The organism is Pseudoalteromonas sp. APC 3893 (genome assembly GCF_030408095.1).
Classification (GTDB): domain Bacteria; phylum Pseudomonadota; class Gammaproteobacteria; order Enterobacterales; family Alteromonadaceae; genus Pseudoalteromonas.
This window is the reverse complement of the sequence record NZ_JASDCD010000032.1, coordinates 1-21,198: the sequence shown is the minus strand read 5'-3', so window position 1 is coordinate 21,198 and position 21,198 is coordinate 1. Positions and strand designations below refer to the sequence as shown.

21 protein-coding genes and 1 pseudogene are annotated in these 21,198 nt (G+C 39.0%); 14 read left to right on the top strand and 8 right to left on the bottom strand.

Annotated elements, in window-relative coordinates:
* Positions 1-113 precede the first annotated feature (113 nt).
* The 5 genes from QMA12_RS20485 (at position 114) to QMA12_RS20465 (ending at position 5,666) form a co-directional block, all read left to right on the top strand.
* Positions 114-1,835 carry a DUF885 domain-containing protein gene (locus QMA12_RS20485; RefSeq protein WP_290211292.1) on the top strand — a complete coding sequence of 574 codons (1,722 nt, stop codon included), beginning with the start codon at positions 114-116 and terminating at the stop codon, positions 1,833-1,835.
* Positions 1,836-2,140: 305 nt separating this feature from the next.
* Positions 2,141-2,521, top strand: a complete 381-nt coding sequence (locus tag QMA12_RS20480) for a hypothetical protein (RefSeq protein ID WP_087532369.1) — start codon at positions 2,141-2,143, stop codon at positions 2,519-2,521.
* Between the two features lie 253 nt (positions 2,522-2,774).
* Entirely contained in the window at positions 2,775-3,632 is an 858-nt protein-coding gene (locus QMA12_RS20475; RefSeq protein ID WP_290211291.1) for a chitodextrinase, read from the top strand.
* Entirely contained in the window at positions 3,629-4,783 is a 1,155-nt protein-coding gene (locus QMA12_RS20470; protein WP_087532371.1) for a KTSC domain-containing protein, read from the top strand. The genes QMA12_RS20475 and QMA12_RS20470 overlap by 4 nt, the downstream gene beginning before the upstream one ends.
* 154 nt (positions 4,784-4,937) lie before the next feature.
* Positions 4,938-5,666 (top strand): chitodextrinase, encoded by a 729-nt coding sequence (locus QMA12_RS20465; RefSeq protein WP_290211290.1) that lies wholly within the window; start codon positions 4,938-4,940, stop codon positions 5,664-5,666.
* Positions 5,667-5,710: 44 nt separating this feature from the next.
* On the opposite strand, the gene QMA12_RS20460 is transcribed toward QMA12_RS20465, so the two are convergent.
* On the bottom strand, positions 5,711-6,325 hold the full coding sequence (locus tag QMA12_RS20460) for a class I SAM-dependent methyltransferase (protein ID WP_087532372.1): 615 nt from the start codon (positions 6,323-6,325) through the stop codon (positions 5,711-5,713).
* A gap of 31 nt (positions 6,326-6,356) precedes the next feature.
* Positions 6,357-7,259, bottom strand: a complete 903-nt coding sequence (locus tag QMA12_RS20455) for an NAD(P)/FAD-dependent oxidoreductase (RefSeq protein ID WP_290211289.1) — start codon at positions 7,257-7,259, stop codon at positions 6,357-6,359.
* A gap of 167 nt (positions 7,260-7,426) precedes the next feature.
* Between QMA12_RS20455 and QMA12_RS20450 the strand changes: the two genes are divergently transcribed.
* From QMA12_RS20450 to QMA12_RS20440, 3 genes are all read left to right on the top strand, one after another.
* Positions 7,427-7,828 carry an Rrf2 family transcriptional regulator gene (locus QMA12_RS20450; protein ID WP_087532374.1) on the top strand — a complete coding sequence of 134 codons (402 nt, stop codon included), beginning with the start codon at positions 7,427-7,429 and terminating at the stop codon, positions 7,826-7,828.
* A 308-nt stretch (positions 7,829-8,136) separates the two neighbouring features.
* Complete coding sequence (locus QMA12_RS20445) at positions 8,137-9,822, top strand: cation:proton antiporter (protein WP_290211288.1); 1,686 nt, start codon at positions 8,137-8,139, stop codon at positions 9,820-9,822.
* 20 nt (positions 9,823-9,842) lie between these two features.
* The gene (locus tag QMA12_RS20440; RefSeq protein ID WP_290211287.1) at positions 9,843-10,808 is read left to right on the top strand and encodes a universal stress protein; all 966 of its coding nucleotides are present in this window, start codon (positions 9,843-9,845) and stop codon (positions 10,806-10,808) included.
* Between the two features lie 27 nt (positions 10,809-10,835).
* Here the strand turns inward: QMA12_RS20440 and QMA12_RS20435 are convergent, their stop codons facing one another.
* Entirely contained in the window at positions 10,836-11,084 is a 249-nt protein-coding gene (locus tag QMA12_RS20435) for a LytTR family DNA-binding domain-containing protein (RefSeq protein WP_356948035.1), read from the bottom strand.
* Between the two features lie 291 nt (positions 11,085-11,375).
* Between QMA12_RS20435 and QMA12_RS20430 the strand changes: the two genes are divergently transcribed.
* A complete protein-coding gene (locus QMA12_RS20430; RefSeq protein WP_290211285.1) occupies positions 11,376-11,939 on the top strand; it encodes a hypothetical protein in 564 nt (187 codons plus the stop codon).
* A 394-nt stretch (positions 11,940-12,333) separates the two neighbouring features.
* On the opposite strand, the gene QMA12_RS20425 is transcribed toward QMA12_RS20430, so the two are convergent.
* The 3 genes from QMA12_RS20425 to QMA12_RS20415 are packed head-to-tail and all read right to left on the bottom strand — an operon-like array spanning position 12,334 to position 14,100.
* Positions 12,334-12,846, bottom strand: coding sequence for a hypothetical protein (locus QMA12_RS20425; RefSeq protein WP_290211284.1), 513 nt, complete (start codon positions 12,844-12,846; stop codon positions 12,334-12,336).
* Positions 12,847-12,871: 25 nt separating this feature from the next.
* Positions 12,872-13,612 (bottom strand): hypothetical protein, encoded by a 741-nt coding sequence (locus QMA12_RS20420; RefSeq protein WP_290211283.1) that lies wholly within the window; start codon positions 13,610-13,612, stop codon positions 12,872-12,874.
* Positions 13,609-14,100, bottom strand: a complete 492-nt coding sequence (locus QMA12_RS20415) for an RNA polymerase sigma factor (RefSeq protein WP_054982238.1) — start codon at positions 14,098-14,100, stop codon at positions 13,609-13,611. Before QMA12_RS20415 ends, QMA12_RS20420 begins: the two co-directional genes overlap by 4 nt.
* Before the next feature lie 135 nt (positions 14,101-14,235).
* Here QMA12_RS20415 and QMA12_RS20410 point away from each other — a divergent pair, with 135 nt between their 5' ends.
* Positions 14,236-15,582 carry a S8 family serine peptidase gene (locus QMA12_RS20410; protein WP_290211281.1) on the top strand — a complete coding sequence of 449 codons (1,347 nt, stop codon included), beginning with the start codon at positions 14,236-14,238 and terminating at the stop codon, positions 15,580-15,582.
* On the opposite strand, the gene QMA12_RS20405 is transcribed toward QMA12_RS20410, so the two are convergent.
* The gene (locus tag QMA12_RS20405; protein ID WP_290211280.1) at positions 15,566-16,519 is read right to left on the bottom strand and encodes a hypothetical protein; all 954 of its coding nucleotides are present in this window, start codon (positions 16,517-16,519) and stop codon (positions 15,566-15,568) included. The genes QMA12_RS20410 and QMA12_RS20405 overlap by 17 nt on opposite strands.
* A gap of 66 nt (positions 16,520-16,585) precedes the next feature.
* The gene (locus QMA12_RS20400; RefSeq protein WP_290211279.1) at positions 16,586-17,467 is read right to left on the bottom strand and encodes a hypothetical protein; all 882 of its coding nucleotides are present in this window, start codon (positions 17,465-17,467) and stop codon (positions 16,586-16,588) included.
* Between the two features lie 682 nt (positions 17,468-18,149).
* Between QMA12_RS20400 and QMA12_RS20395 the strand changes: the two genes are divergently transcribed.
* The 4 genes and pseudogenes from QMA12_RS20395 to QMA12_RS20380 form a co-directional block, all read left to right on the top strand.
* On the top strand, positions 18,150-18,317 hold the full coding sequence (locus QMA12_RS20395) for a hypothetical protein (protein ID WP_290211278.1): 168 nt from the start codon (positions 18,150-18,152) through the stop codon (positions 18,315-18,317).
* A 442-nt stretch (positions 18,318-18,759) separates the two neighbouring features.
* Positions 18,760-19,623 carry a chitodextrinase gene (locus QMA12_RS20390; protein WP_290211277.1) on the top strand — a complete coding sequence of 288 codons (864 nt, stop codon included), beginning with the start codon at positions 18,760-18,762 and terminating at the stop codon, positions 19,621-19,623.
* Positions 19,620-20,774, top strand: coding sequence for a KTSC domain-containing protein (locus QMA12_RS20385; protein WP_290211276.1), 1,155 nt, complete (start codon positions 19,620-19,622; stop codon positions 20,772-20,774). The genes QMA12_RS20390 and QMA12_RS20385 overlap by 4 nt, the downstream gene beginning before the upstream one ends.
* Before the next feature lie 311 nt (positions 20,775-21,085).
* Positions 21,086-21,198 (top strand): annotated as a pseudogene (locus tag QMA12_RS20380) (ISAs1 family transposase); the annotation flags it as partial.

Genomic DNA, 21,198 nt, shown 5'->3' with positions numbered 1-21,198 from the left:
CCAGCGCATTTACAACGTTAATTTGATACCCTAATTTAAACATAAAATACTCAAAACTAACGTCATACACCACTGTTTTATAAAATACTAACTTGCTAATAATGAGAAAAAACATGCATAAAATAAATCTATTGGCTCTTTCTTTAACTCTTTTTTCATTGCCAAGCCTCGCTGATGACAATACTGATTTAAAAAATATAATTGATCAGCACTGGCAGCATGCACAAAGTGAAAAAATATTTTTCCGTACCGATCCTGACGGGTGGAAACCCAATGGCAAACTTGCAAACTGGACTGAGCAAGCAATACAAAAACGCCAAACATATAACAACCAAGTGTTGCAAAAACTAGCCGCTATTGACGCGCAATCTCTCAGTAAAACTCAGTTAATGAATTACCGACTTTTTAAATACGAGCGCGAAACCGAGCAAAAAAGCTACCAGTCATATGATAAGTACTTTCCTGTAAACTTTTTAAGTGGTTGGCACACGTACTTTGCCGAGGCTCCCGCTAACATGGCGTTTTTAACCACCGCCGACTACGACAACTTTTTAATCAGTTTGGATGACTACCCCCGCTTTAATAAAGAAAACATAAGCCTAATGAAAGAAGGCGTACAGCAAGGCTACACACACTATTGCACCACCTTTAAAAACTACGAACAGAGCATCAGTGCGCATATTGTCAAAGATCCCAAAAATAGTGCCTTATACGAGCCATTCACTCGTATGCCCAACACCTTTAGCCAACAGCAAAAGGCAGCTTATCAAGAAAAAGCTAAAAAACTGATTAGCAATAAAGTAATCCCTGCATACCGACATTTTTATGATTTTTTTGTTGATGATTACATGCCAAATTGTAGGACTGAGCCTGGTATTTCAAGTATTAAAGGTGGCCTTGAATATTACCAATACGCAGTAAATTACTACACTACCACACAAGCAACACCTCAAGAGATCCATGAGTTAGGTCTACAAGAAGTTGCACGTATTAAAGCCCAAATGCAGGCCATTATTGACTCTCTGAATTTTAAGGGCACATATGCTGACTTCTTACAATTTTTAGCCACTGATCCGCAGTTTTATGCCACCGACAAACAAGATTTGTTAGAAAAAGCAGCTTTCATTACGCAAAAAATGTATGGCAAGTTGCCGACTTATTTCGGCCATTTACCGCGTAACACCTTCGCAATTAAAGACTCCGCAAGTCGAGGCGCTTTTTATATGCCACCGGCAGATAATCGCTCAGCAGGCACTTACTTTTTAGCTTCAACGCCTTCGTTACAACCTTTATATAATTTAGAAGCCTTGAGTTTGCACGAAGCCATACCAGGCCATCATTTACAAAATGCGATAGCAATGGAGCTTGATGTACCAGAGTTTAGACGCACACTGAACCACTCTGCATTTGGCGAAGGCTGGGGGCTCTATGCAGAGCGCCTTGGTAAAGAAGCGGGTTTTTATCAAGACCCATACAGCGACTTTGGCCGTTTAGGCTACGAAATGTGGCGCGCAGTTAGGTTAGTTGTTGATACTGGTATTCACGCATTTGGCTGGAGTCGAGAGCGCGCGATTAACTACTTAAACGAGTATACGGCATTGCCGCAAAGTGCCGTAGAAGACCAAATTGATCGTTATATTTCATGGCCTGCTCAAGCGCTTTCATACAAAATGGGCGAGTTAAAAATACGCGAGCTCCGCGCAAAAGCTGAAAAAGAACTTGGCGCTAATTTTGACATTCGCCGCTTTCACGACACCGTAATTGGCCAAGGCTCACTGCCAATAGCTGTACTCGAAGAAGTCATCAACGACTGGATAGCACAACAACAAAAATAGTGTTCATTGCATTTGTTTGATGCATGTTTATGTAATAAGTACCAGTCAACAACCATTAAGTAATCGTTGTTGGCTGACCTCTAATGATTTTTTTACCTACAGGCCAGCACAGCAGCAAGCCACAAACTAGAACCGAAACCACTCCTTCGATTACAATTGTATTTTACTAATTCAGTAAAGAGTCAGCCCTATTTTGCTATCACTGTCACTGCATTTTTTCGGTGCTGTACAAGCTATAAACACCTTGCTTAGCCTCACTTTTAAATGCCAAATTTATTGCAGCAGATTGAGGCTAATTATTCATTATGACAACAACCTTTTTAAGTAACTCACAACAAATGGCTCTGCAACAAGCGCTGATCGACAGTAAGCTTTTAAACAGCGACTCATTAAATAGTAATAACTCACCCTCACCAGAGCACAAAGCGTATAGCCTAATTGCTGTAACACTCTACCGCTTTAATTTACACAAAATAAAATGGTCATCTTTTTTAAAAACAGCAATCAGTGCCGTGGCCAATATATGCCAATGGCTATCTAACGAGTTTGTTAGATGTCAACAAAACTACAAAAACCACCCTAATGAAAGCGAAATAATTGAGCAAAGTGCATTTTTTAATGGTGTGTTTAGTGAGGAACTCGCTTATATAGATACTTTACTGGATGCTGAAGTGCAGGCTAAGTAAAAATTCAAGCCTTGGAGGCAAACTAAATCAATAACTTGATAATCATTTATTTTTAACCAATAAACCCAGCGTTTCATTTCCTCCCATACGACAAAGCATCTCCTTGTTCTCTCGGGTAAAATTCAATTCTAAACTAAAACACAACTTATCCATACTGTAAAAATTTTGAAATTTTTAACCCTCTCACCTTGTTTTTACCTAAAAGGTGGACTTAATTTAAAAAGTAATGAAACTTCATAAAAAGGATTTTGTAATGATTAAACTCATCATTATTGCCTGGTTACTTTTTTGTTCGCATGCTTACGCGACAAATATTTTTCAGCTGAGATCTGAAGCTAACAATATAAATTTAACCGATATTCAACCAAACCATCCACAATGGAATGCCAGCTCAATTTATGTCGCCGGTGATGTTGTTATTCACAAAGACAGCTTATTTATAGCCACTTTTTGGGTTAAAGGCATTGAACCAATAGAAAACCAGCCCCACTGGGATGGCTGGATTTGGCTACAAAACACCGTGATAGAAAAGTGGCAAGCAGACAAAGTGTATCAAGCTGGCAACCTTGTAAAACATGGTACTGACTACTACCTTGCTCGCTATTGGAATGAGAATAACGAACCTAAACCTCACAGTAGCTGGCAACGCATTAAAGATTTATTTTACCTAACCCCAGATTTGCCACCCGAACACCCTGACGACTATAAAACGTTGGACGGGGTTGATCAAAATAACAACGGTATCCGCGACGATTATGAGCGCTATGTGTATGAAAAATTAGATTCTCCACAGCTCATCACCTTCAGTTTAGGTGCCGCTTCAACATTGCAACTGGTTATTGATATTGAGCAAGGCCGTATCCCAAATTTAGATACTGAGATTGGGAAGCAGATTATTTTAGATTTTATAAATATAAGCTTCTGCACTGAAATGATACAGAATACGTTCCCTTCTTATCGCAATCCTAAACTGATGTACTTTAATACTATAGATAGGGCCTATGCTAATCGTAAAGCACAAAATAAAGCTCATGATCTAATTCCTTGGGATGACGATTTTCATCTAGATGCTGATATGTCTTGCACAATATTAGAGGAAGTAATGAAATGAAAACTTGCTTATTAATCATCCTAATATTCTTTATTCCAAAGGCACAGGCCGAATTCGATAGTCTTGATAGGTATTGCTCAAAACAAATAGACCAACTGCGCTTGTTCTACGTTAATGGTATGTTTACTAGCTCGGATGATTTTCGAAAAAATTTAGCTTGGTTAGATAATTTTCAGATGACTAAATTAGGTAAATACCTTAAAGGTAGAGAACCAACGGGCAGCTATAACAAAGATGAAGACCTTCATATGCAAATATATGAAGTAGCAAAACAAAAATATGGCGATTTATCCCCTTTTTCAAATAAGTACCACCTCATAACTGCAATACTCGGTGGTACCGTCGATTCTCTTTCTCAGGAAAATATCGCCCATATTGAATCTGTAATTGAAGAAGTATTTTCAAGTGTAACTTATTCAAAGTTAAACGATACTGATTATAGAAATGCCTATCAAAAGCTGCTGTTTCAAATGCACTCTTGCAACCGTATTATTCTTATTGGTCACTCGCAAGGTAACTTTTACACCAATGCTCTTTTTGAGGAAACCATATCTACTTATCAATATAGCGACGGGTATCTTGCTTCCGATTATCCACTGGTTGGCCTAGCCGCAATAGCAACACCAACAAGTTCAATAGGAGGAAGTTTGGGGGAGGAATATAAAGAGATCATTTCACACCTTACACTTGACGAAGACTGGTTCATGCGAGCCGTAAGGATTCTATTTGGTAGTTTACCTTCAAACTATTCTGCTGAGTCTTTATTTGATTCAACTGGTCATGGGCTAATTGATGCGTATCTAAGAAATAATGCTGTTGCAAATGCAATAAGTGCTAAAATTGAATTTTCTATACAGAACCAAACTCCTTTCCCCTTATTTGAACAACACCCTGTAAATTCAGATGCTTTTTCACATATAGGCTATTCAACGATTAATAAAGTTCTTGATCTCAAATTTGAATCAGGAGGTGTTTACCGTTATTACAATATACCCATATTATTATGGGATAAGCTGTATTACTCAACATCAATGGGGAAGGTTTTTAATGATAATATTCGAGGTCAATACCCTTTTAATAAGTTAGATATTGAAAGTATGACTTACCTAAAAATGACATCACTTGAACCAGTTGCAAAAGTTGAAAAATAACTAAACATCACCAAAAGGATTTTGAAATGACTAAACTCATCATTATTATTGCTTGGTTACTTTTTTGTTCGCATGCTTACGCGACAAATATTTTTAAGCTTAACTCACAAGCTAACAATATAAATTTAACCGATATTCAACCAAACCACCCACAATGGAATGCCAGCTCAATTTATGTCGCCGTGATGTTGTCACTCATAACAACAGCTTATTTATTGCCGCTTTTTGGGTTAAAGGCATTGAACCGATAGAAAACCAGCCCCACTGGGATGGCTGGATCTGGCTACAAAACACCACGATAGAAAAGTGGCAAGCAAACAAAGTGTATCAAGCTAGTAACCTTGTAAAACACGGTACTGACTATTATCTTGCTCGCTATTGGAACGAGAATAACGAACCTAAACCTCACAGTAGCTGGCAACGCATTAAAGATTTATTTTACCTAACCCCAGATTTGCCACCCGAACACCCAAACGACTATAAAACGTTGGACGGTGTTGATCAAAATGACAACGGTATCCGCGACGATTATGAGCGCTACGTGTATGAAAAGTTTGATTCTCCACAGCTCATCACCTTCAGTTTAGGTGCCGCTTCAACATTGCAACTGGTTATTGATATTGAGCAAGGCCGTATACCAAATTTAGATACTGAGATTGGTAAGCAGATTATTTTGGATATGATAAACATAAGCTACTGTGTTCGATATTTACAAAATTCACACCCACACTTTAGAGAACCCGAAGTTTTATACTTTAATACGATAGATAGAGCTTACGCTAACCGGAAAAGCCAAAATAGAATTAGTGACTATATTGCTTGGGATGACGGTTTTCATCGAAGTGCTGATCAATACTGTAAAATGCTTAAGCTGAAGGAGTAAGAGCCTTTTTTAAGTCAACGGTTTAATTATACCTTGGGAAAATCTTACATACTTTTACAAACAATAAGCCAAAATATTTGTGAATACTCGTTAACCTCTTTTACTTCAAGCAATCCATAGCTGCTAAACTGTGCCTTGATCGCCGCTTCATCATAATAAAATAAGTTAACCCCATGCTTGCTTGCAAATCTGTCTTTACTTATTTCAACACCTTCGCCATAGGTTTGGCTATCTGTAGATAAAGTAACAAATACCATGTAGCCATCATTTTTAAGTTGTTTATAGCTATTATTTATCAGGTTTGTACGTGCTTTTTCATCAAGCAAGTGAAGTAAAGCATAACAAAAAACGCCATCATATATTTCATCATCAAAAGGCATGTTATTAACATTGCCGTGATGAATCTTCATGGTATTACCGTATTGCTTTCTGGCTATTCCTATTGCAGTCTCAGATATTTCAATACCGGTTACATCAAAACCATGATCACTAAATACTTTGCCGTTTCGGCCGTAGCCAAATCCTGGGATCAAAAGCTTTTTCAAACCATTATTTTTAAAAAGAGCGACAGTTAACGCTGTTGTGCTTGAAGCTTCATCACCCCACATCATTTGCTTATCTTTAAAGGTAGTTTCCCAAAATTCTTTATCTTTTGTCATACTGGCAGCCTTGTGTGCGCTGATACTTTAACTACAACAACTCTTGTATTAATTGTTTATGTACACCTATACCTGCCATTACACCTGATGCAGAAGCAAATGTGGCATTTTGCATTGGGTTAGCTATATCGCCAGCGGCAAATACACCAGCAACTGTGGTTTGTTTAAAATCGTCGGTTACGACTACAGCGCCCATTGGTCCATCTGTAAACTCACAGCCTAAAAGCTCAGCAAATGGGCTCGCCATATGTGTTTTAGGCCCAACATATAAGCCTCCTAATGCAATGATACGACCATCGGCAAGTTTTACCGCGAAGACATCAAGGTTATCCCCTAATACTTCAACAACGGGTGTATCTTCAAAGCTAACACCACGCTGCTGTAAAAATAATTTTTGTTCTGGATCGGGCAGGTATTCACCTTGCGAGAAATAGGTAGTTACGCCCCAATCAGGGATCATTCCTGCTTGATGTAAAGACATTGGCCCCGTTGCAATAACACCTAAAGAACGATTACGTAACTCATAACCGTGGCAGTAAGGGCAATGTATAACTGTTTTTCCCCAACGCGCTTTAACACCTTTAATATCAGGTAATTCATCTTTTAAACCTGTGGCGAGAATTATTTTTTTACAAGCGATTGTTTCACCATTATTAATTTTTACGCTAAAGCCCTGCACTTCTTTATTAATATCAATCACTTTATCTTCAATAATAGTGACACTTTCATACGCTTGTAACTGCTGCCATGTTTTCTCTTTAATAGCCGATGGGCTGTATCCATCTAAACCTAAAAAACCATGCGAATGATCAGCAAATCGGTTTCTTGGCTTACCTGCATCAATGACTGTTACTTTACGCTGAGCTCTTACTAATTGCGTAGCTGCGGAAATGCCCGCAAAACTTCCACCAATAATCACAACATCTTGCTTCATCTCTAGTTCCTCATTTATAGCAAACCGATTCATCTATCAGCATTAACTCACGAAACATATTAAGTTACATGAGTTTCCAAAGTCAACACATGCAACATTAAAAGTATCGTGATATTATCAAGCGCATAAAATAGCTGAGACTATTTATATAAAAAGAAGAGAATAAGATGAGAAAAGACAGTCGTTTATCGCGCATGCTACATATTTTAATTCACATGGATCACATGGACGAGCCTGCAACATCAGACCATATAGCAACAATGCTACAAACTAACCCTGTGGTTGTAAGACGTACTATGGGGTGTTTACGCGATAGAGGTTATGTCACTTCGATAAAAGGACATGGCGGCGGCTGGCTTTTAAATGTCTCATTAGCAGATATCACCTTGCTAGATATTCATACAGCCTTAGGCGAAAGCTCTGTATTCACTATCGGCTTAAGTGATGAACATACAGAATGCCTGATTGAAAAAGCAGTAAATAGAGAACTCGCCAGTGCACTCAAAGCCTCAGAAGATTTATTACTAGCACGCTTTGGTGAAGTTAGTTTAGATAAGCTAGCCTTCTAGTAGTATGTAGCCATGCTGCAATTGAGTTTAAAAATAACAACACTTAGTTTTTTGAATAAACAGACCAAAAAAACACAGAAGCCTGCTTGACCGGAACTTTCGAATGGGTGCCCCCTTTAGTTTTCATCAAGACTAAATCACTGTATTACATATGTATTGTCACCTTTTTGTTGCTTAATCTAATATTTTTTGTTTCAAATCATGTGTTGTCACTTGATAAATTGTTAATATTTTCTTGAATTTATCCTTTGCTGAGTACAGCATTAGGTATTGTTAAATATATTCTGTGTCTGGATAGGAGTATAACAGTGACTTTAATTGAACTGATCACACAGTCAGCATTTACCGAGATAGCTACACTTTTGGTATTAGCTGCATTGTTGGGCTTTATAGGTTTACTGTTAAGACAACCATTGATTGTTAGCTTTATCGCCGTTGGCTTAATAGCCGGGCCTTCGGTGTTAGATATTGTTCATTCTAAAGAACAAATCCAACTTCTATCTGAGCTCGGAATTGCTGTGCTGCTGTTTCTTGTTGGTATAAAGCTTGATGTAAAACTCATAAAATCCATTGGTAGTGTCTCTGTTTTAACCGGCCTTGGTCAGGTGGCGTTTACTTCCCTATTTGGCTATTTTATTGGTTTAGGCATTGGTTTAGATCATACCACCAGTCTGTATGTCGCAGTTGCTCTTACTTTTTCATCCACCATTATCATAGTCAAACTACTTTCAGATAAACGAGAAATAGAATCTTTACATGGTCAAATCGCCTTAGGCTTTTTAATTGTTCAAGATCTTGTAGTTGTTATGGCGATGATAGTGCTGGCAACCATAGGTATAGGTTCAGGACATGGAGAAGATGGAAGCTCTTCCGTATGGCAAGTGGGAATTTCGGGCTTAGGTTTACTCGCTTTTGTTATTGTTTTTGTTCGTTATATTGCAAACCCATTAACAGAAAAGCTAGCTAAAGCCCCAGAATTATTAGTGGTTTACGCCATAGCACAAGCGGCTTTATTTGCCGCTATTGGTGACCTAGTAGGCTTAGGGATGGAAGTGGGAGGCTTATTAGCTGGGGTTGCTTTAGCGTCAACTCCTTACCGTGAAAGTATTGCCGCGCGACTCGCACCACTACGCGATTTCCTATTATTGTTTTTCTTTATCGCTTTAGGTGCCACATTAGATTTATCTTTACTTGGTAACCATCTAGCTGGTGCAACTATCTTTTCGCTATTTGTTCTTATTGGGAATCCACTTATTGTCGTAATTATTATGGGGCTTATGGGCTACAGTAAACGAACTGGTTTTCTTGCTGGTTTGACGGTAGCTCAAATTAGTGAATTTTCTTTAATCTTCATCGCTATGGGGATAAGTTTAGGCCATGTGCCACAAAATGTACTGGGCTTAGTGACCTTAGTTGGGATCATTACGATCGCGGCCTCAACATATATGATCACTTATTCCCACCAACTTTATTCAATATTTTCTCCCGTACTAAATATATTTGAGCGTTCAGGAGCTCCCCGTGAAAAAGTTGCCGACGATCATCCTGATAACCATTACCCTGTGATCATATTTGGACTGGGGCGTCTTGGCACTGCGATTGCCCAACAACTGAAAGCTAAAGGCATAAAGGTTTTAGGCATTGATTTTAACCCGTCAGCAATAAAAAGTTGGAACCATTTAGGGCTAGATTGTGAATATGGTGATGCCACCGATGCTGAGTTTATTCTTGAATTACCACTCAAACATGCAAAGTGGGCTGTGTCTACAATCCCTCACTTACATACTGGTTTGTCATCAGAAGATCCACGTAGAACCGTAGTTCAATTAACCCGCTCAGCTGGTTACCAGGGTAAGTTAGCCGCGGTATCACAGAGTACAGCTGATAGTGAAGAACTCGCTTTGTTAGGTGTTGAGTTAATTTTAGAGCCTTTCCAAGATACAGCGGATCATGCTGCTGATATACTTATCCAAGGTGTTAAGTCGAGTAAATAGCTTTATAAGGAGATCGTAATATGAAAAGATTCAGTAACGTATTATATGTAATGAATGAACCGATGGATAAACCGTCACCGTCTTTACTACGTGCCATTTCATTAGCCAAAAATAGTCAGGCAGATCTAACCTTACTTTTGGTTATTCCAAGTTTATCCCTATCATCTGCGCTAAATAAAATAGGCATTGAAAGCCCTGAAATAGAGACCCTTACCCTGACTAAAGCAAATGAAAACCTACGCAGCCTTATTGCTTCTTTGGATAATGACGTAAATATTAAAGCTGAAGTCAAAGTAGGTAAAAGATACTTAGAAAGTATCCGAGCGGTATTGTCGAATAGCTTTGATATTTTACTCAAAGAAGTAGATAAACTTAGTTGGTTTGATCGGCTAATCACCAGTGATGATATGCATTTATTGCGCAATTGCCCATGCCCTGTTTGGTTAATGAAAAAAGATGAAAAACTCAATTATAAACAAATACTAGCAGCCGTAAACTTTGACTCTATAGATGAAAGTAACTGTAATCTTGAATTAAACAATACGATACTTGAGCTGGCTTGTGCAATTTCGTTAGCCGAGTTTTCCACAACTCATGTAGTTAATGTATACGATGCGCCCAATGCAGGATTTATCAGTCTTTGGGTGGAAGATCCAGACAAAGTCGAAAAAAAGTTATATGAATTTGAGCATCGCCACAGTCAGCATAAAATGGAGCAACTATTAGAAAAGTTAAAACACACTTTAGGACAAAAATCTTATAACTTCTTATCTTTACGTGCACATATTATTAAGGGGACTGCGGAAGAAGAGTTACCTAAGGCTGCACAAGCGGTTGATGCCGATTTAGTTGTAATGGGAACAATCTCTCGTACCGGAGTTGCAGGTCTTGTGATTGGAAACACAGCAGAAACGATTCTTAACCAACTCGATAGTTCGATTTTAGCCGTTAAACCAAAAGGATTTATATCGCCCATAAGTCTTTGATAGAGCAGTAAAGAAAAAACTTTTTATTTACGTAGCTAACCACTTTCTAAAGCCACTCGTACGTGTTCTGCTGGTGATTAGTGGTTCACTCATATGCTGCAGGTTAACTGCTAACGTTTTTTTAGCGTAGCTTTCAAATGAAAGTACATAATTAATATTCACTACTCCACTGCGGTTAACTCTAAAAAAGAGAGCTGGGTCAAGCTGAGCTTCTAGCTCCGTCAATGAGTTGCCCGTAAGCAAATAGTGTTTGCCATGATTATCATAGGCTGACAATACCCCCGAAGTGGCGCGAATGAAAATGCGAGGGTCTTGTTTCTTGCCAAGACCAAACACCAACCTTATGTTTAACCCCCTTCCCCGTCATCACGCCCTGAAGATAAGTAATTGATGAGTAATTCATTTCATGGATGAAATGAAAACTCTGCTTGCTACGATTATTTAATGTAATGGTCTGTAATATGTTTAAATTTTTGTCATTGCTATAGTCATTTTTTATCGGGAAAAAGTTCTTCTACTAGAAACCTTTATTCTCGCCAATGAAGTCAAAAATTATGGTGAAATATTATGACAGATCTAAAGAAATCACTACAGACTATGGTCTCAGATAAAGACTGGGAGATGATGGCAAAGCATGCAGGAATGAGTGCAGCTGAAATCAAAAAGCATGTTATTAAAGCTATTGAAAAAGATGCGACAAAAGGAATGTTAAATGGATTCTCAGAAAGTGCGGGGGCCATTGGAGAAATTGACAACATTACGCTTGGTACTCTATCTAAAGCTAAAAATGAGTGCCTAACACAAGATTTTGAAGTATCACTTTTTAAAATTATAGGTATAAAAGGGACGCTCACTGTATGTGGCAGTAGTACAAATGATTGGACTGCAACGTTAAAGGTATGTTTGATAGTCGCTGGCGCATCGGTTTGGTGTACTCAGTATACTTTTGATCCACATAATATTAGCGTTTGTTTTTCTCCTTCAGTTGGTCTTGCTAAGGCTGATCTGTGCTTTAGAATTGAGATCCACAACAATAAAGTTTGCTTAGGGCTTTCAGGCAAAGCCTGTTATTGGGCATTTGGCTGGAAATGTGCAAACTTTAATGAAACACTCTTTTGTATACCGTTATAAAATTCTTCAGTACAACAATAAAAACCGCACAATGTTGACTTATGCGGTTTTTTTAACGTCGGGGTTAAACTATTTTTGTATGCAGGCATCGTTATTGATTCCCGCAATACACCCTGATAGGGTCAGCAGCCCCCCTCTTTGCCTGCGGTCGCCAGCGCGACAAAACCCTGAATAAGGTTTTTAATGTAGATCGCTGATTTATCTCGATAAAATATAAAAAGTTAGCGAGTTAAAAAGCTTCAAGTTAGCGAGCAATGAACATATAACCACACTCGCCAGCAAACTCAGCACCTACAGTGGTTAACTCAATCACTCGTGTTAAGCCATTCGTGGCTAAAGCCCCCCCTACAATCAGTATTTAACCTCTGTGCAGCAAAGCTGCTTTATTAAACTATTATTTTTGTGCCTTTTTACTTAAGTTTTCAATTAAGTCTTGGGCGCTAAAGCTATTGTCGCTTGGCTTTATACCTTTGCCCATTTTAATATCAATCAGGGTGTGCACTTCTTTGCGTTTATCATGGTTGCTCACCTGCACGCCTACACTGCTTGTTGGGCGTGTGCGTGTTTCACAAGTTAATAAACCGCAGCTTCGCTCATATTGCTGGCTTTGTGATGCACTGATAGATGAAGTGGGGGCTTGCGATTTAGACTCAACAAAGGTTTCTTTGTTAGTTACAACAAACCAGTCGTAGCCTTGCGCTTGGGTAAGCTCAGCTGCGCGTAATAATGCATAGTCACCGGCATCGGCTACGTTGTTTGACACACTTTTAAACTCTACTCGGTATTGATCATCGCTAATTTTTTGCTCGCTGTAACCTTGTGAGCCATTATTCGCGGCGCGGTAATCAGGTTTAGATGCACAACCCGCCATAAGTAAAATACTGATAATTAAAATAGATGTTTTCATAATTCACCTCGTTTTATACACATTATTATTTGTTTAAATGCCACTTTGCGCTAATTGCTTGCTGCTCTTGCGCTCTATCTAGTGGTGCGCCGCTGATCATGCTGTCTATAACAGCATCTAACTCACTGTTATTAGACGCCGTTTGATATTGCGCGCCATTATTGCTTTGCTGCGCGGCTGTTTGCGCTTTAATTTGCCAACCGCTTTGCGTTTTACAAGCAATGCTTGTTTGCGTTGTATTGTTTGAGCTTAGTGCATACTGCCTACAAAGCTCACCTTGCTGATTTTTAAAACTAAGCTGCGCGTTAAATAGTGAGCCATCACTTTGCTCAAACACACCGCTACTTAGCTGTGTGTTAAGCGCTGAAGCTGTATTACTAGCCACTAAGCTTTGCGCATTATGTGGCTGTAAATAGCTAGTCGTTGCTATACCAAATACCACGGCAATGCTTGCAGCTATTGCTAAGCTTTTAATAGTCGATTGCTTAACCTTTTGCCAAGGCGTTAACGTTACTACATTGCTATTTGACGTGTTTTTAGTCGTTGCTGTATCAAGCTTTGCAACCGTTTTAGCTAATGAGTCACTAAGGGGTGCATCATCAATACTTGTAGCGTGCTCTTTTACTAGCATGTCTACCTCGCTTAGTTCTGCAAGTCGCATTACTAGTTCATCATTAGTTTCAAGGGCTTTACGCACTTGCTCCATTTCGTTCTCACTTAGCTCTGAGTCTAAAAAGGCGCTAAGTGTTTCGTCGTTAATTTTCATACTTGCTCCTTTTTAAAGTCGGGTTTTATTAAGTTATAAAGAGTACTGCGTGCTCGCGATAATTTACTCATTACACTGCCTATAGGTATATCTAGCGTATGTGCGACTTCTTTGTAGGCCATGCCCTGCACTGCCACTAGCGATACGATGGCACGTTGCTCTTCGGGTAATTGCCCAAGTGCTGTATTTACATTTTTAAGCATTTGTTTGTTTTCGAGTGTTTGATGTTCATTACTTGTAATTGGCTCTGGTAAAACATCGGCCTGGGCCGTATTTTGCCTTACCTTGCGTGAGCGGTACTCGTCTATCCACACATTGCGACAAATTTTAAACGCCCATTTAGCAGGCTCAACATCATCCGGAATGCCTTTTACTAATAGTTTTTCAATTGTTATTTGCACTACATCGTCTGCATCTGCTTTACTACCCGTTAGCGAATAGGCAAAACGCCTAAGCATGGGCAATAAGGTTTTTAATGTTTCGTTCATTGATTTTTACCCCTTTTATAAAGAAGACGATTCAAAAAAACATTTATTCCCAAATAATCAAAATAATTTGAATAATGAAATATTTCTATGTGTTAAACGTCAACTAACAGTGTAATAAAAAATAAGTAACCCACTATGAACATGAAAACAGTCCGCGTTAAACACATAATAGCCGCCTCGCTTTGCATATTTAGCGCAACGAGCTCAGCCAATATAGTCCAAGTCGATCAGGTGCTTGGGCAGCTAAACCCAATAGAGCAGCGTATTGAACAAACTATAGAGCGTGCACAGCGTCTGCCGCTTCCGGTGCCTGTTCCACAAATATCGATTGATGAACTAAAAGCGCAAATAAGTGAGCCAATTAGCAATTTACCTAATGTGCTTAACATTAATATAGATAGCCAAAACACCGCATTTGTTGAAGTAGAGCTAGAAAATGGCTTTAGAGCAATAGAGCGCCAATGGTTATTAATGGCAAATAGCCAACAACTTAATACCCTAAAACAGCAAAATATAACCATTGTATCGGTAAAAAATTACAACGCACTTAATATGAGCTTAGTACGCTTTAACACCCCTCAAGGTGTTAATTCTAAAAATGAGTTATTAAAAGCGCTTAACTTAGATGAGTCTGCAATACTTGACCGAAACCACATTTACCAAGCGCAAACAGGCGAGCCCGCCCTAAAAGTAACGCAAAAAAAGTCTATTGCACCCTACTGCACACAAAGCGTAAAAATCGGCATGATCGACAGCGCCATTAATACCAAACACAGTGCTTTTAAAGGCGCAAATATCATCACACAAAGCTTTTTACCTAAAGGGTTAAGCTCGCCAAATTTACACGGCACCGCCATAGCGGGCTTAATTACAGGCAAAGGAGCAAACCTTAGCCCGCTTTTAAGCAGTGCCAAGCTCTACAGTGCAGAGGTGTTTTATAGGCAATCTGACTATGCACAAGGGGCTACTTTATTTGCCATAGTAGAGGCACTTAACTGGCTAGTTAGTAATAAAATACCCGTAATAAATATGAGCCTAACGGGGCCAAATAACGCAGTTTTAGAAGCAAGTATTACTGCTGCAATAAAACAAAACGTGTTAATTATAGCTGCTGCAGGTAACCAAGGGCCAGCGTCGCAGCCGTTATACCCAGGGGCGTATAAAAGCGTGATAGCGGTAAGTGCTATTGATTCAAAAAACCAAATTTATAGGTGGTCAAATAAAGGTGATTACATAGACTTTACAGCCTTTGGTGTAAATGTTGTTACAAGCCAAGGCAATGGGAAATTTGGAAGGGAGTCGGGTACGTCAATGGCGGCGCCGCATGTAAGCGCGGCATTAAGTTGTTTATTGTTAAAGCATGATAATAATAAAACCAAAGCACTTACCGAGCTTACATCACTTGCCATTGATCTAGGCGAGCAAGGCAAAGACACCACCTTTGGTTATGGCGCCATTTACCCACCTAAAAGAGCACTTTAACTGACGCAGATAAAACCGACTGCGTATAGGTATTACTACTAAGCTTTGATTGATAATCGCCATATTCAGCCTCGGCTATTAGTGTTACGTGCTCAAATATAGCTACGTTATAAAACGCATTAACTACATTTCGGTGCTCATCTCGCGACGGTATTTGCTCAAAAAAATCATCCGTTGTTTGCTCATCGTAGTCTTTATTTTGATAACGCCAGCCAGCTCCCACTTTGTTAGCCACATTAAAGGCCGTAAATTTGTGCGTAACTTTAGTAGTAAAACCGTAGCCGCTAAAGTCGTATTGGTTGTCGTCGGCGTTTTCTTTATCGGCACTTAGCGCTGCCATTAGCATGGTTTGGCCATTATTTATAAAATGATAAAGCGCTACATCGGCACCTACGCCGTCGGCATTACGCGCTTTTGCAGTCGCAAAACGTTTAGCTTTGGTTTTTATGCTCATACGCAAATACGTATGCGGCTTTAAAAAATGGCCATAATAAGCACTGGCTTGATTAAAATGTAAAAATGTATCGCCATCTACATTTGCTTTTGCACCATCGTAACGCACACCAATTTCATGCCCGTCAAAGCTATAACTGCCATCTAAACCATATTGATGAAGGTCTAAATCGTATTGATCAAACTCATCGTAGTCTTGTTGTTCAAACTTATAGCTTGAGGTTAATTTGGCGCTTTTAGTTAATTGCCATTTTGCATTAACACCTGCTGCGGTTTTTATGCCGCTGTCGCTTTGCGACGAAATATCGTCAAGCTCCTGAACAGAGAGCGCCGAGTTACTTAATACCCCAACTTCTGCATCTGCATTTAGCTCAAAGCTACTTTTAAAGGGTTTAGTTTGCTCAGGTGTTTTAACGTGGTTAGTTTGTGCAAGGACCGCTTGGGCACTAAAAACACACAATGTGGCGGTTATAACTGCTTTCATATTCATTCTCCAACAGGCCGAATAGGTTTCCCTATTCGGCATTTGTGCAAACACACTTAGGGTGTATTAAAGGCCTAGGTCTAAATCGTTAGTAATGTTGGTTACTACTTCACTTGCGGTGCTAAGTGCTACATCGTTACTAATTTGATCAGTGACCGCTGCACTCACCTGCCCGCTAACACTTTGTTGTACCGTGCTTTGTAAACTGCTAACCGTACTATCTTGCACACTGGCAATTAAAGATTGCTGAACACTGCTTACTACTTCATTACTGGTATTAATTGCATCACCCACTTGCAGTGCAGAACTCACTGAGTTTGCAGCCGTATTAGTAATTGCTAGTTGGTTTGTAAGCTCACCCGCATTAAGCGCATTTGTTGCATCAGCTTGTGTTACTAAATCGGTAGCGCTACTCATATTTGAAAGTAAAGAGGCATCTGTTGGTGTATCGGTAGTGTCTGACTGAGCGCCTTGCTCAGAGGTAAGAGAAAGTAATGACGACTGGCTCACAACTGTCGTTAAGTTTCCCGGTGATGAGGTTAACTGCGCTGTTGCATCAAGCGCTGTATTGACTGCGGTATTGCCTGTGACATTTAAAGACGATGCCGATGCGTTCAATGCGTTATTTAAAGATGCGCTGCCAAATGCAACTAATGAATTTGCAGGCTCGGCGGCCTCGCTGCTTTCTTGCGCTGGGGTTTGCGTGTTATTAGCCGTTGAATCTGTATTTTGCGAGTTATCAGCCGCTACTTGTATATTGCTAGATGCGTTTGACTCGTTGCTACCACTAGCTGTTAACCCATTTTGTGAAAGCGCTATAGATGAAGATGTTTGTTGCTGCGCCGACGTTGACTGAGATATTTCAATATCAGCGGCGTTCACTGCACCTGTAAAAGTACATACACCACTTAACATCATTACGCTTACAATTTTATTTAATTTAGTCATTGTTTTGTCCTCTAGCTTGTCGGATTGACATAAAGAAGACGATTTACCAAAACACTTTATTCCAAACTAAATTAAAATATTCTAATAAAATAAATTATTACTTAAATTTTGGTCCCCCAATAAAGTAAACACCGGGCTAGGCAAACAAAACTATAGCCCTTTTACTTATATACGCTTAATTTCATCCATAGCTATGTGAAAAATCTAAGACTGATATGTCAAAGTAAAACACGGCTAAGTGCCTGCTTGTCTTATTTAAGGTTCCTTTTAAACAACCAATTTACTATACGAAGGTTCATTATTAAGCCTATTCGTCGGCCGCAATCTATCAATAGATCAGTGGAATGCGGAGGGTCAGGTCTTGCATCTTGCCAAGACCAAACACCAATCTCATGTTTAACACCCTTCCCCCCGTCATCACACCTTGAAAATAAGTAATTGATGAGTAATTACATTTCATGGATGAAATGAAAGCCGTGACTTCGCCAAGGGTGAAAAGCGTAGCTTTGAACGAGAGGCCACGGATGGCCGAACTGGGGAGCGTACATGGATGTGAAAGTCGGCGATTACACGGCGCTTACGTTCACATCAATTAATTATTTGAAGGATTAAGCGTGATGCTCGGGGCGCCGTGGGTGACGAGTGACCGAAACGAAGTTCCGCAGCGCGAGGAAGTGGAAGCATGGATGCCGACAGTAACCCTGCCTCAGGGATGAATTATTTGCAGCAGAATCAATTTGAAAATCGCTCCCTCTTTGGCTGCCGTCGCCAGCGCGACAAAACCTTGAATAAGGTTTCTAATGTAGGTCGCGGATTTATCTCGATACAAGTTAGCAAGTTAGCAAGTTAGCAAGTTAGCAAGTTAGCAAGTTAGCAAGTTAGCAAGTTAGCAAGTTAGCAAGTTAGCAGTAAAAACCATCAGCTAAGGTGATACAACTTTTTGGGCTAAAGCCCAACCTACAAACCACACGCGCCAGCAAGCTCAGCGCCTACGGTGATACTTTTTATTCCTGTGTTAAATCATTCGTGGCTGAAGCCATCTCCTACAACAATACTTAACCTCTGTGTAGCGAAGCGTCTCTGAATTCTCGGTGGTGAAATTCACTTTTTCGCCCTAAAGAGCGACATACAATTTAAGCCATACCAGGTTCCAGACCTGCATGCAAAACCAAGTGTTGCTACTTTTCAAACTCATTAATAATTTTGAAATATTTAATCCTCCTACCTTGCATTTACCTAAAAAGTGGACTTAATTTAAAAAGTAATGAAACGACAATTAAAAGGATTTTGAAATGACTAAACTCATCGTTATTATTATTGCTTGGTTACTTTTTTGTTCGCACGCTTACGCGACAAATATTTTTCAGCTGAACTCACAATCTAAAAATACAGATTTAACCGATATTCAACCAAACCACCCACAATGGAATGCCAGCTCAATTTATGTAGCAGGTGATGTTGTGACTCATAACAACAGCTTATTTATTGCCGCTTTTTGGGTTAAAGGCATTGAACCGATAGAAAACCAACTCCATTGGGATGGCTGGATTTGGTTACAAAGCACCGTGATAGAAAAATGGCAAGCAAACAAAGTGTATCAAGGAGGTAACCTTGTAAAACATGGACCCGACTACTACCTTGCCCGCTACTGGAATGAGAATAACGAACCTAAACCTCACAGTAGCTGGCAACGCATTAAAGATTTATTTTACCTAACCCCAGATTTGCCACCCGAACACCCTGACGACTATAAAACGCTGGACGGGGTTGATCAAAATGACAACGGTATCCGCGACGATTATGAGCGCTATGTGTATGAAAAATTTGATTCCCCACAGCTTATCACCTTTAGTTTAGGTGCCGCTTCAACATTGCAACTGGTTATTGATATTGAGCAAGGGCGCATACCAAATTTAGATGCTGAGATCAGTAAGCAGATTATTTTGGACATGATCAACATAAGCTACTGTGTTCGATATTTACAAAGTTCACATCCACACTTTAGAGAACCCGAAGTTTTATACTTTAATACGATAGATAGAGCGTACGCTAACCGAAAAAGCCAAAATAAAATTAGTGACTATATTGCTTGGGATGACGACTTTCATTACGGCGCTGATAGAGACTGCAAAATACTTAAGGAGGACATAAAATGAAAGCTACATATATTTTGTTCTTACTTATATTTCCAATTTTTACTTATGGTAATTATCAAGCACTAGATCGGTACTGCTCCAAAAACATTGATAATGTACGCATTTTCTATGTAAATGGGATGCGGACTAATATCAAGCAATACAAAACTAATTTAAATGAATTAAGTTACTTTCAAGATTCTCATCTACCAGAATTTAAAAAAGGATCACTTCCTGCGGGAAGTTATAATAAAAGTGAAGCTTTACTTATGCAAATATATGAAGTCGCACAGCAAAAGTATAGTGACTTACCCATATTTTCACCAGAGTACCGTATAATAACGGCAATAATTGGAGGCACTGTTAGCTCACTATCAGATATAGATATCGTTCAAATTGAATCAGTTTTACAGGATATATTTACTGAAGTAAATTACTCTATTATTGACGAGACAGATTATAAAAATGCATTTCAAAGACTTCAATTTCAGATGCATTCTTGCAATCGTATTATTCTTATTGGTCACTCGCAAGGTAACTTTTACACCAATGCTCTTTTTGAGGAAACCATATCTACTTATCAATATAGCGACGGGTATCTTACTTCCGATTATCCACTGGTTGGCCTAGCCGCAATAGCAACACCAACAAGTTCAATAGGAGGAAGTTTGGGGGAGGAATATAAAGAGATCATTTCACACCTTACACTTGACGAAGACTGGGTCATGCGAGCCGTAAGGATTTTATTTGGTAGTTTACCTTCAAACTATTCCGCTGAGTCTTTATTTGACTCAACTGGTCATGGATTAATTGATGCATACCTAAGAAATAATGCTGTTGCAAATGCAATAAGTGCTAAAATTGAAGCTTCTATTTTAAACCAAACCCCTTTCCCCCTGTTTGAACAACATCCTGTAAATTCAGATGCTTTTTCACACATAGGCTATTCAACGATCAATAAAGTCCTTGATCTGAAGTTTGAAGCAGGAAGTGTTTATCGTTATTACAATATACCCATCTTATTATGGGATAAGCTATATTACTCAACATCAATGGGGAAGGTTTTTAATGATAATATTCGAGGCCAATACCCTTTTGATAAGCTAGATATTGACAGTATGACTTACCTAAAAATTACATCACTTGAACCAGTTGCAAAAGTTGAAAAATAACTAAACATTGGACTAGAAATAAAAAAGGGTGAGCCACGATAGCTCACCCTTTTTAATAATTATGGTTTGGGAATAGAGATTGGATTCCCAATCTATAATTTCATTCCCAAACTATAATAACTCTGATCAAATCAAATGTGGTTGTTGAATATAGTTTGCAACTGCCACATATTATAACTCAATAAGTTAGGTTGGGCTTTTTTCAAATAAAAAATGCAACTATAGCGTTAATCTATCAGGGCAGGATCATACTTTGTAAACATTCATAATTTATGATCTAATACTATAAATTTCATTACTTTATATTTCTTATGTCCTTATTCTCCCATTTAGAACTTGTAAAAGATAACCGCTCAACTATCAACCAGCATCATAACCTTGTCGATGTACTTTTCCTTATTATTAGTGCTGTAACATCTGGATG

Excerpts from the sequence above, each read along its gene's own strand:
- QMA12_RS20430 (WP_290211285.1), top strand. The coding sequence starts at position 11,376 with ATGACAGATCTAAAGAAATCACTACAGACTATGGTCTCAGATAAAGAC.
- QMA12_RS20440 (WP_290211287.1), top strand. The coding sequence starts at position 9,843 with ATGAAAAGATTCAGTAACGTATTATATGTAATGAATGAACCGATGGAT.
- QMA12_RS20460 (WP_087532372.1), bottom strand. The coding sequence starts at position 6,325 with ATGACAAAAGATAAAGAATTTTGGGAAACTACCTTTAAAGATAAGCAA.
- QMA12_RS20425 (WP_290211284.1), bottom strand. The coding sequence starts at position 12,846 with ATGAAAACATCTATTTTAATTATCAGTATTTTACTTATGGCGGGTTGT.
- QMA12_RS20480 (WP_087532369.1), top strand. The coding sequence starts at position 2,141 with ATGACAACAACCTTTTTAAGTAACTCACAACAAATGGCTCTGCAACAA.
- QMA12_RS20385 (WP_290211276.1), top strand. The coding sequence starts at position 19,620 with ATGAAAGCTACATATATTTTGTTCTTACTTATATTTCCAATTTTTACT.
- QMA12_RS20415 (WP_054982238.1), bottom strand. The coding sequence starts at position 14,100 with ATGAACGAAACATTAAAAACCTTATTGCCCATGCTTAGGCGTTTTGCC.
- QMA12_RS20470 (WP_087532371.1), top strand. The coding sequence starts at position 3,629 with ATGAAAACTTGCTTATTAATCATCCTAATATTCTTTATTCCAAAGGCA.
- QMA12_RS20405 (WP_290211280.1), bottom strand. The coding sequence starts at position 16,519 with ATGAAAGCAGTTATAACCGCCACATTGTGTGTTTTTAGTGCCCAAGCG.
- QMA12_RS20395 (WP_290211278.1), top strand. The coding sequence starts at position 18,150 with ATGGATGCCGACAGTAACCCTGCCTCAGGGATGAATTATTTGCAGCAG.
- QMA12_RS20420 (WP_290211283.1), bottom strand. The coding sequence starts at position 13,612 with ATGAAAATTAACGACGAAACACTTAGCGCCTTTTTAGACTCAGAGCTA.
- QMA12_RS20485 (WP_290211292.1), top strand. The coding sequence starts at position 114 with ATGCATAAAATAAATCTATTGGCTCTTTCTTTAACTCTTTTTTCATTG.
- QMA12_RS20390 (WP_290211277.1), top strand. The coding sequence starts at position 18,760 with ATGACTAAACTCATCGTTATTATTATTGCTTGGTTACTTTTTTGTTCG.
- QMA12_RS20410 (WP_290211281.1), top strand. The coding sequence starts at position 14,236 with ATGAACATGAAAACAGTCCGCGTTAAACACATAATAGCCGCCTCGCTT.
- QMA12_RS20475 (WP_290211291.1), top strand. The coding sequence starts at position 2,775 with ATGATTAAACTCATCATTATTGCCTGGTTACTTTTTTGTTCGCATGCT.
- QMA12_RS20455 (WP_290211289.1), bottom strand. The coding sequence starts at position 7,259 with ATGAAGCAAGATGTTGTGATTATTGGTGGAAGTTTTGCGGGCATTTCC.
- QMA12_RS20465 (WP_290211290.1), top strand. The coding sequence starts at position 4,938 with ATGGAATGCCAGCTCAATTTATGTCGCCGTGATGTTGTCACTCATAAC.
- QMA12_RS20400 (WP_290211279.1), bottom strand. The coding sequence starts at position 17,467 with ATGACTAAATTAAATAAAATTGTAAGCGTAATGATGTTAAGTGGTGTA.
- QMA12_RS20450 (WP_087532374.1), top strand. The coding sequence starts at position 7,427 with ATGAGAAAAGACAGTCGTTTATCGCGCATGCTACATATTTTAATTCAC.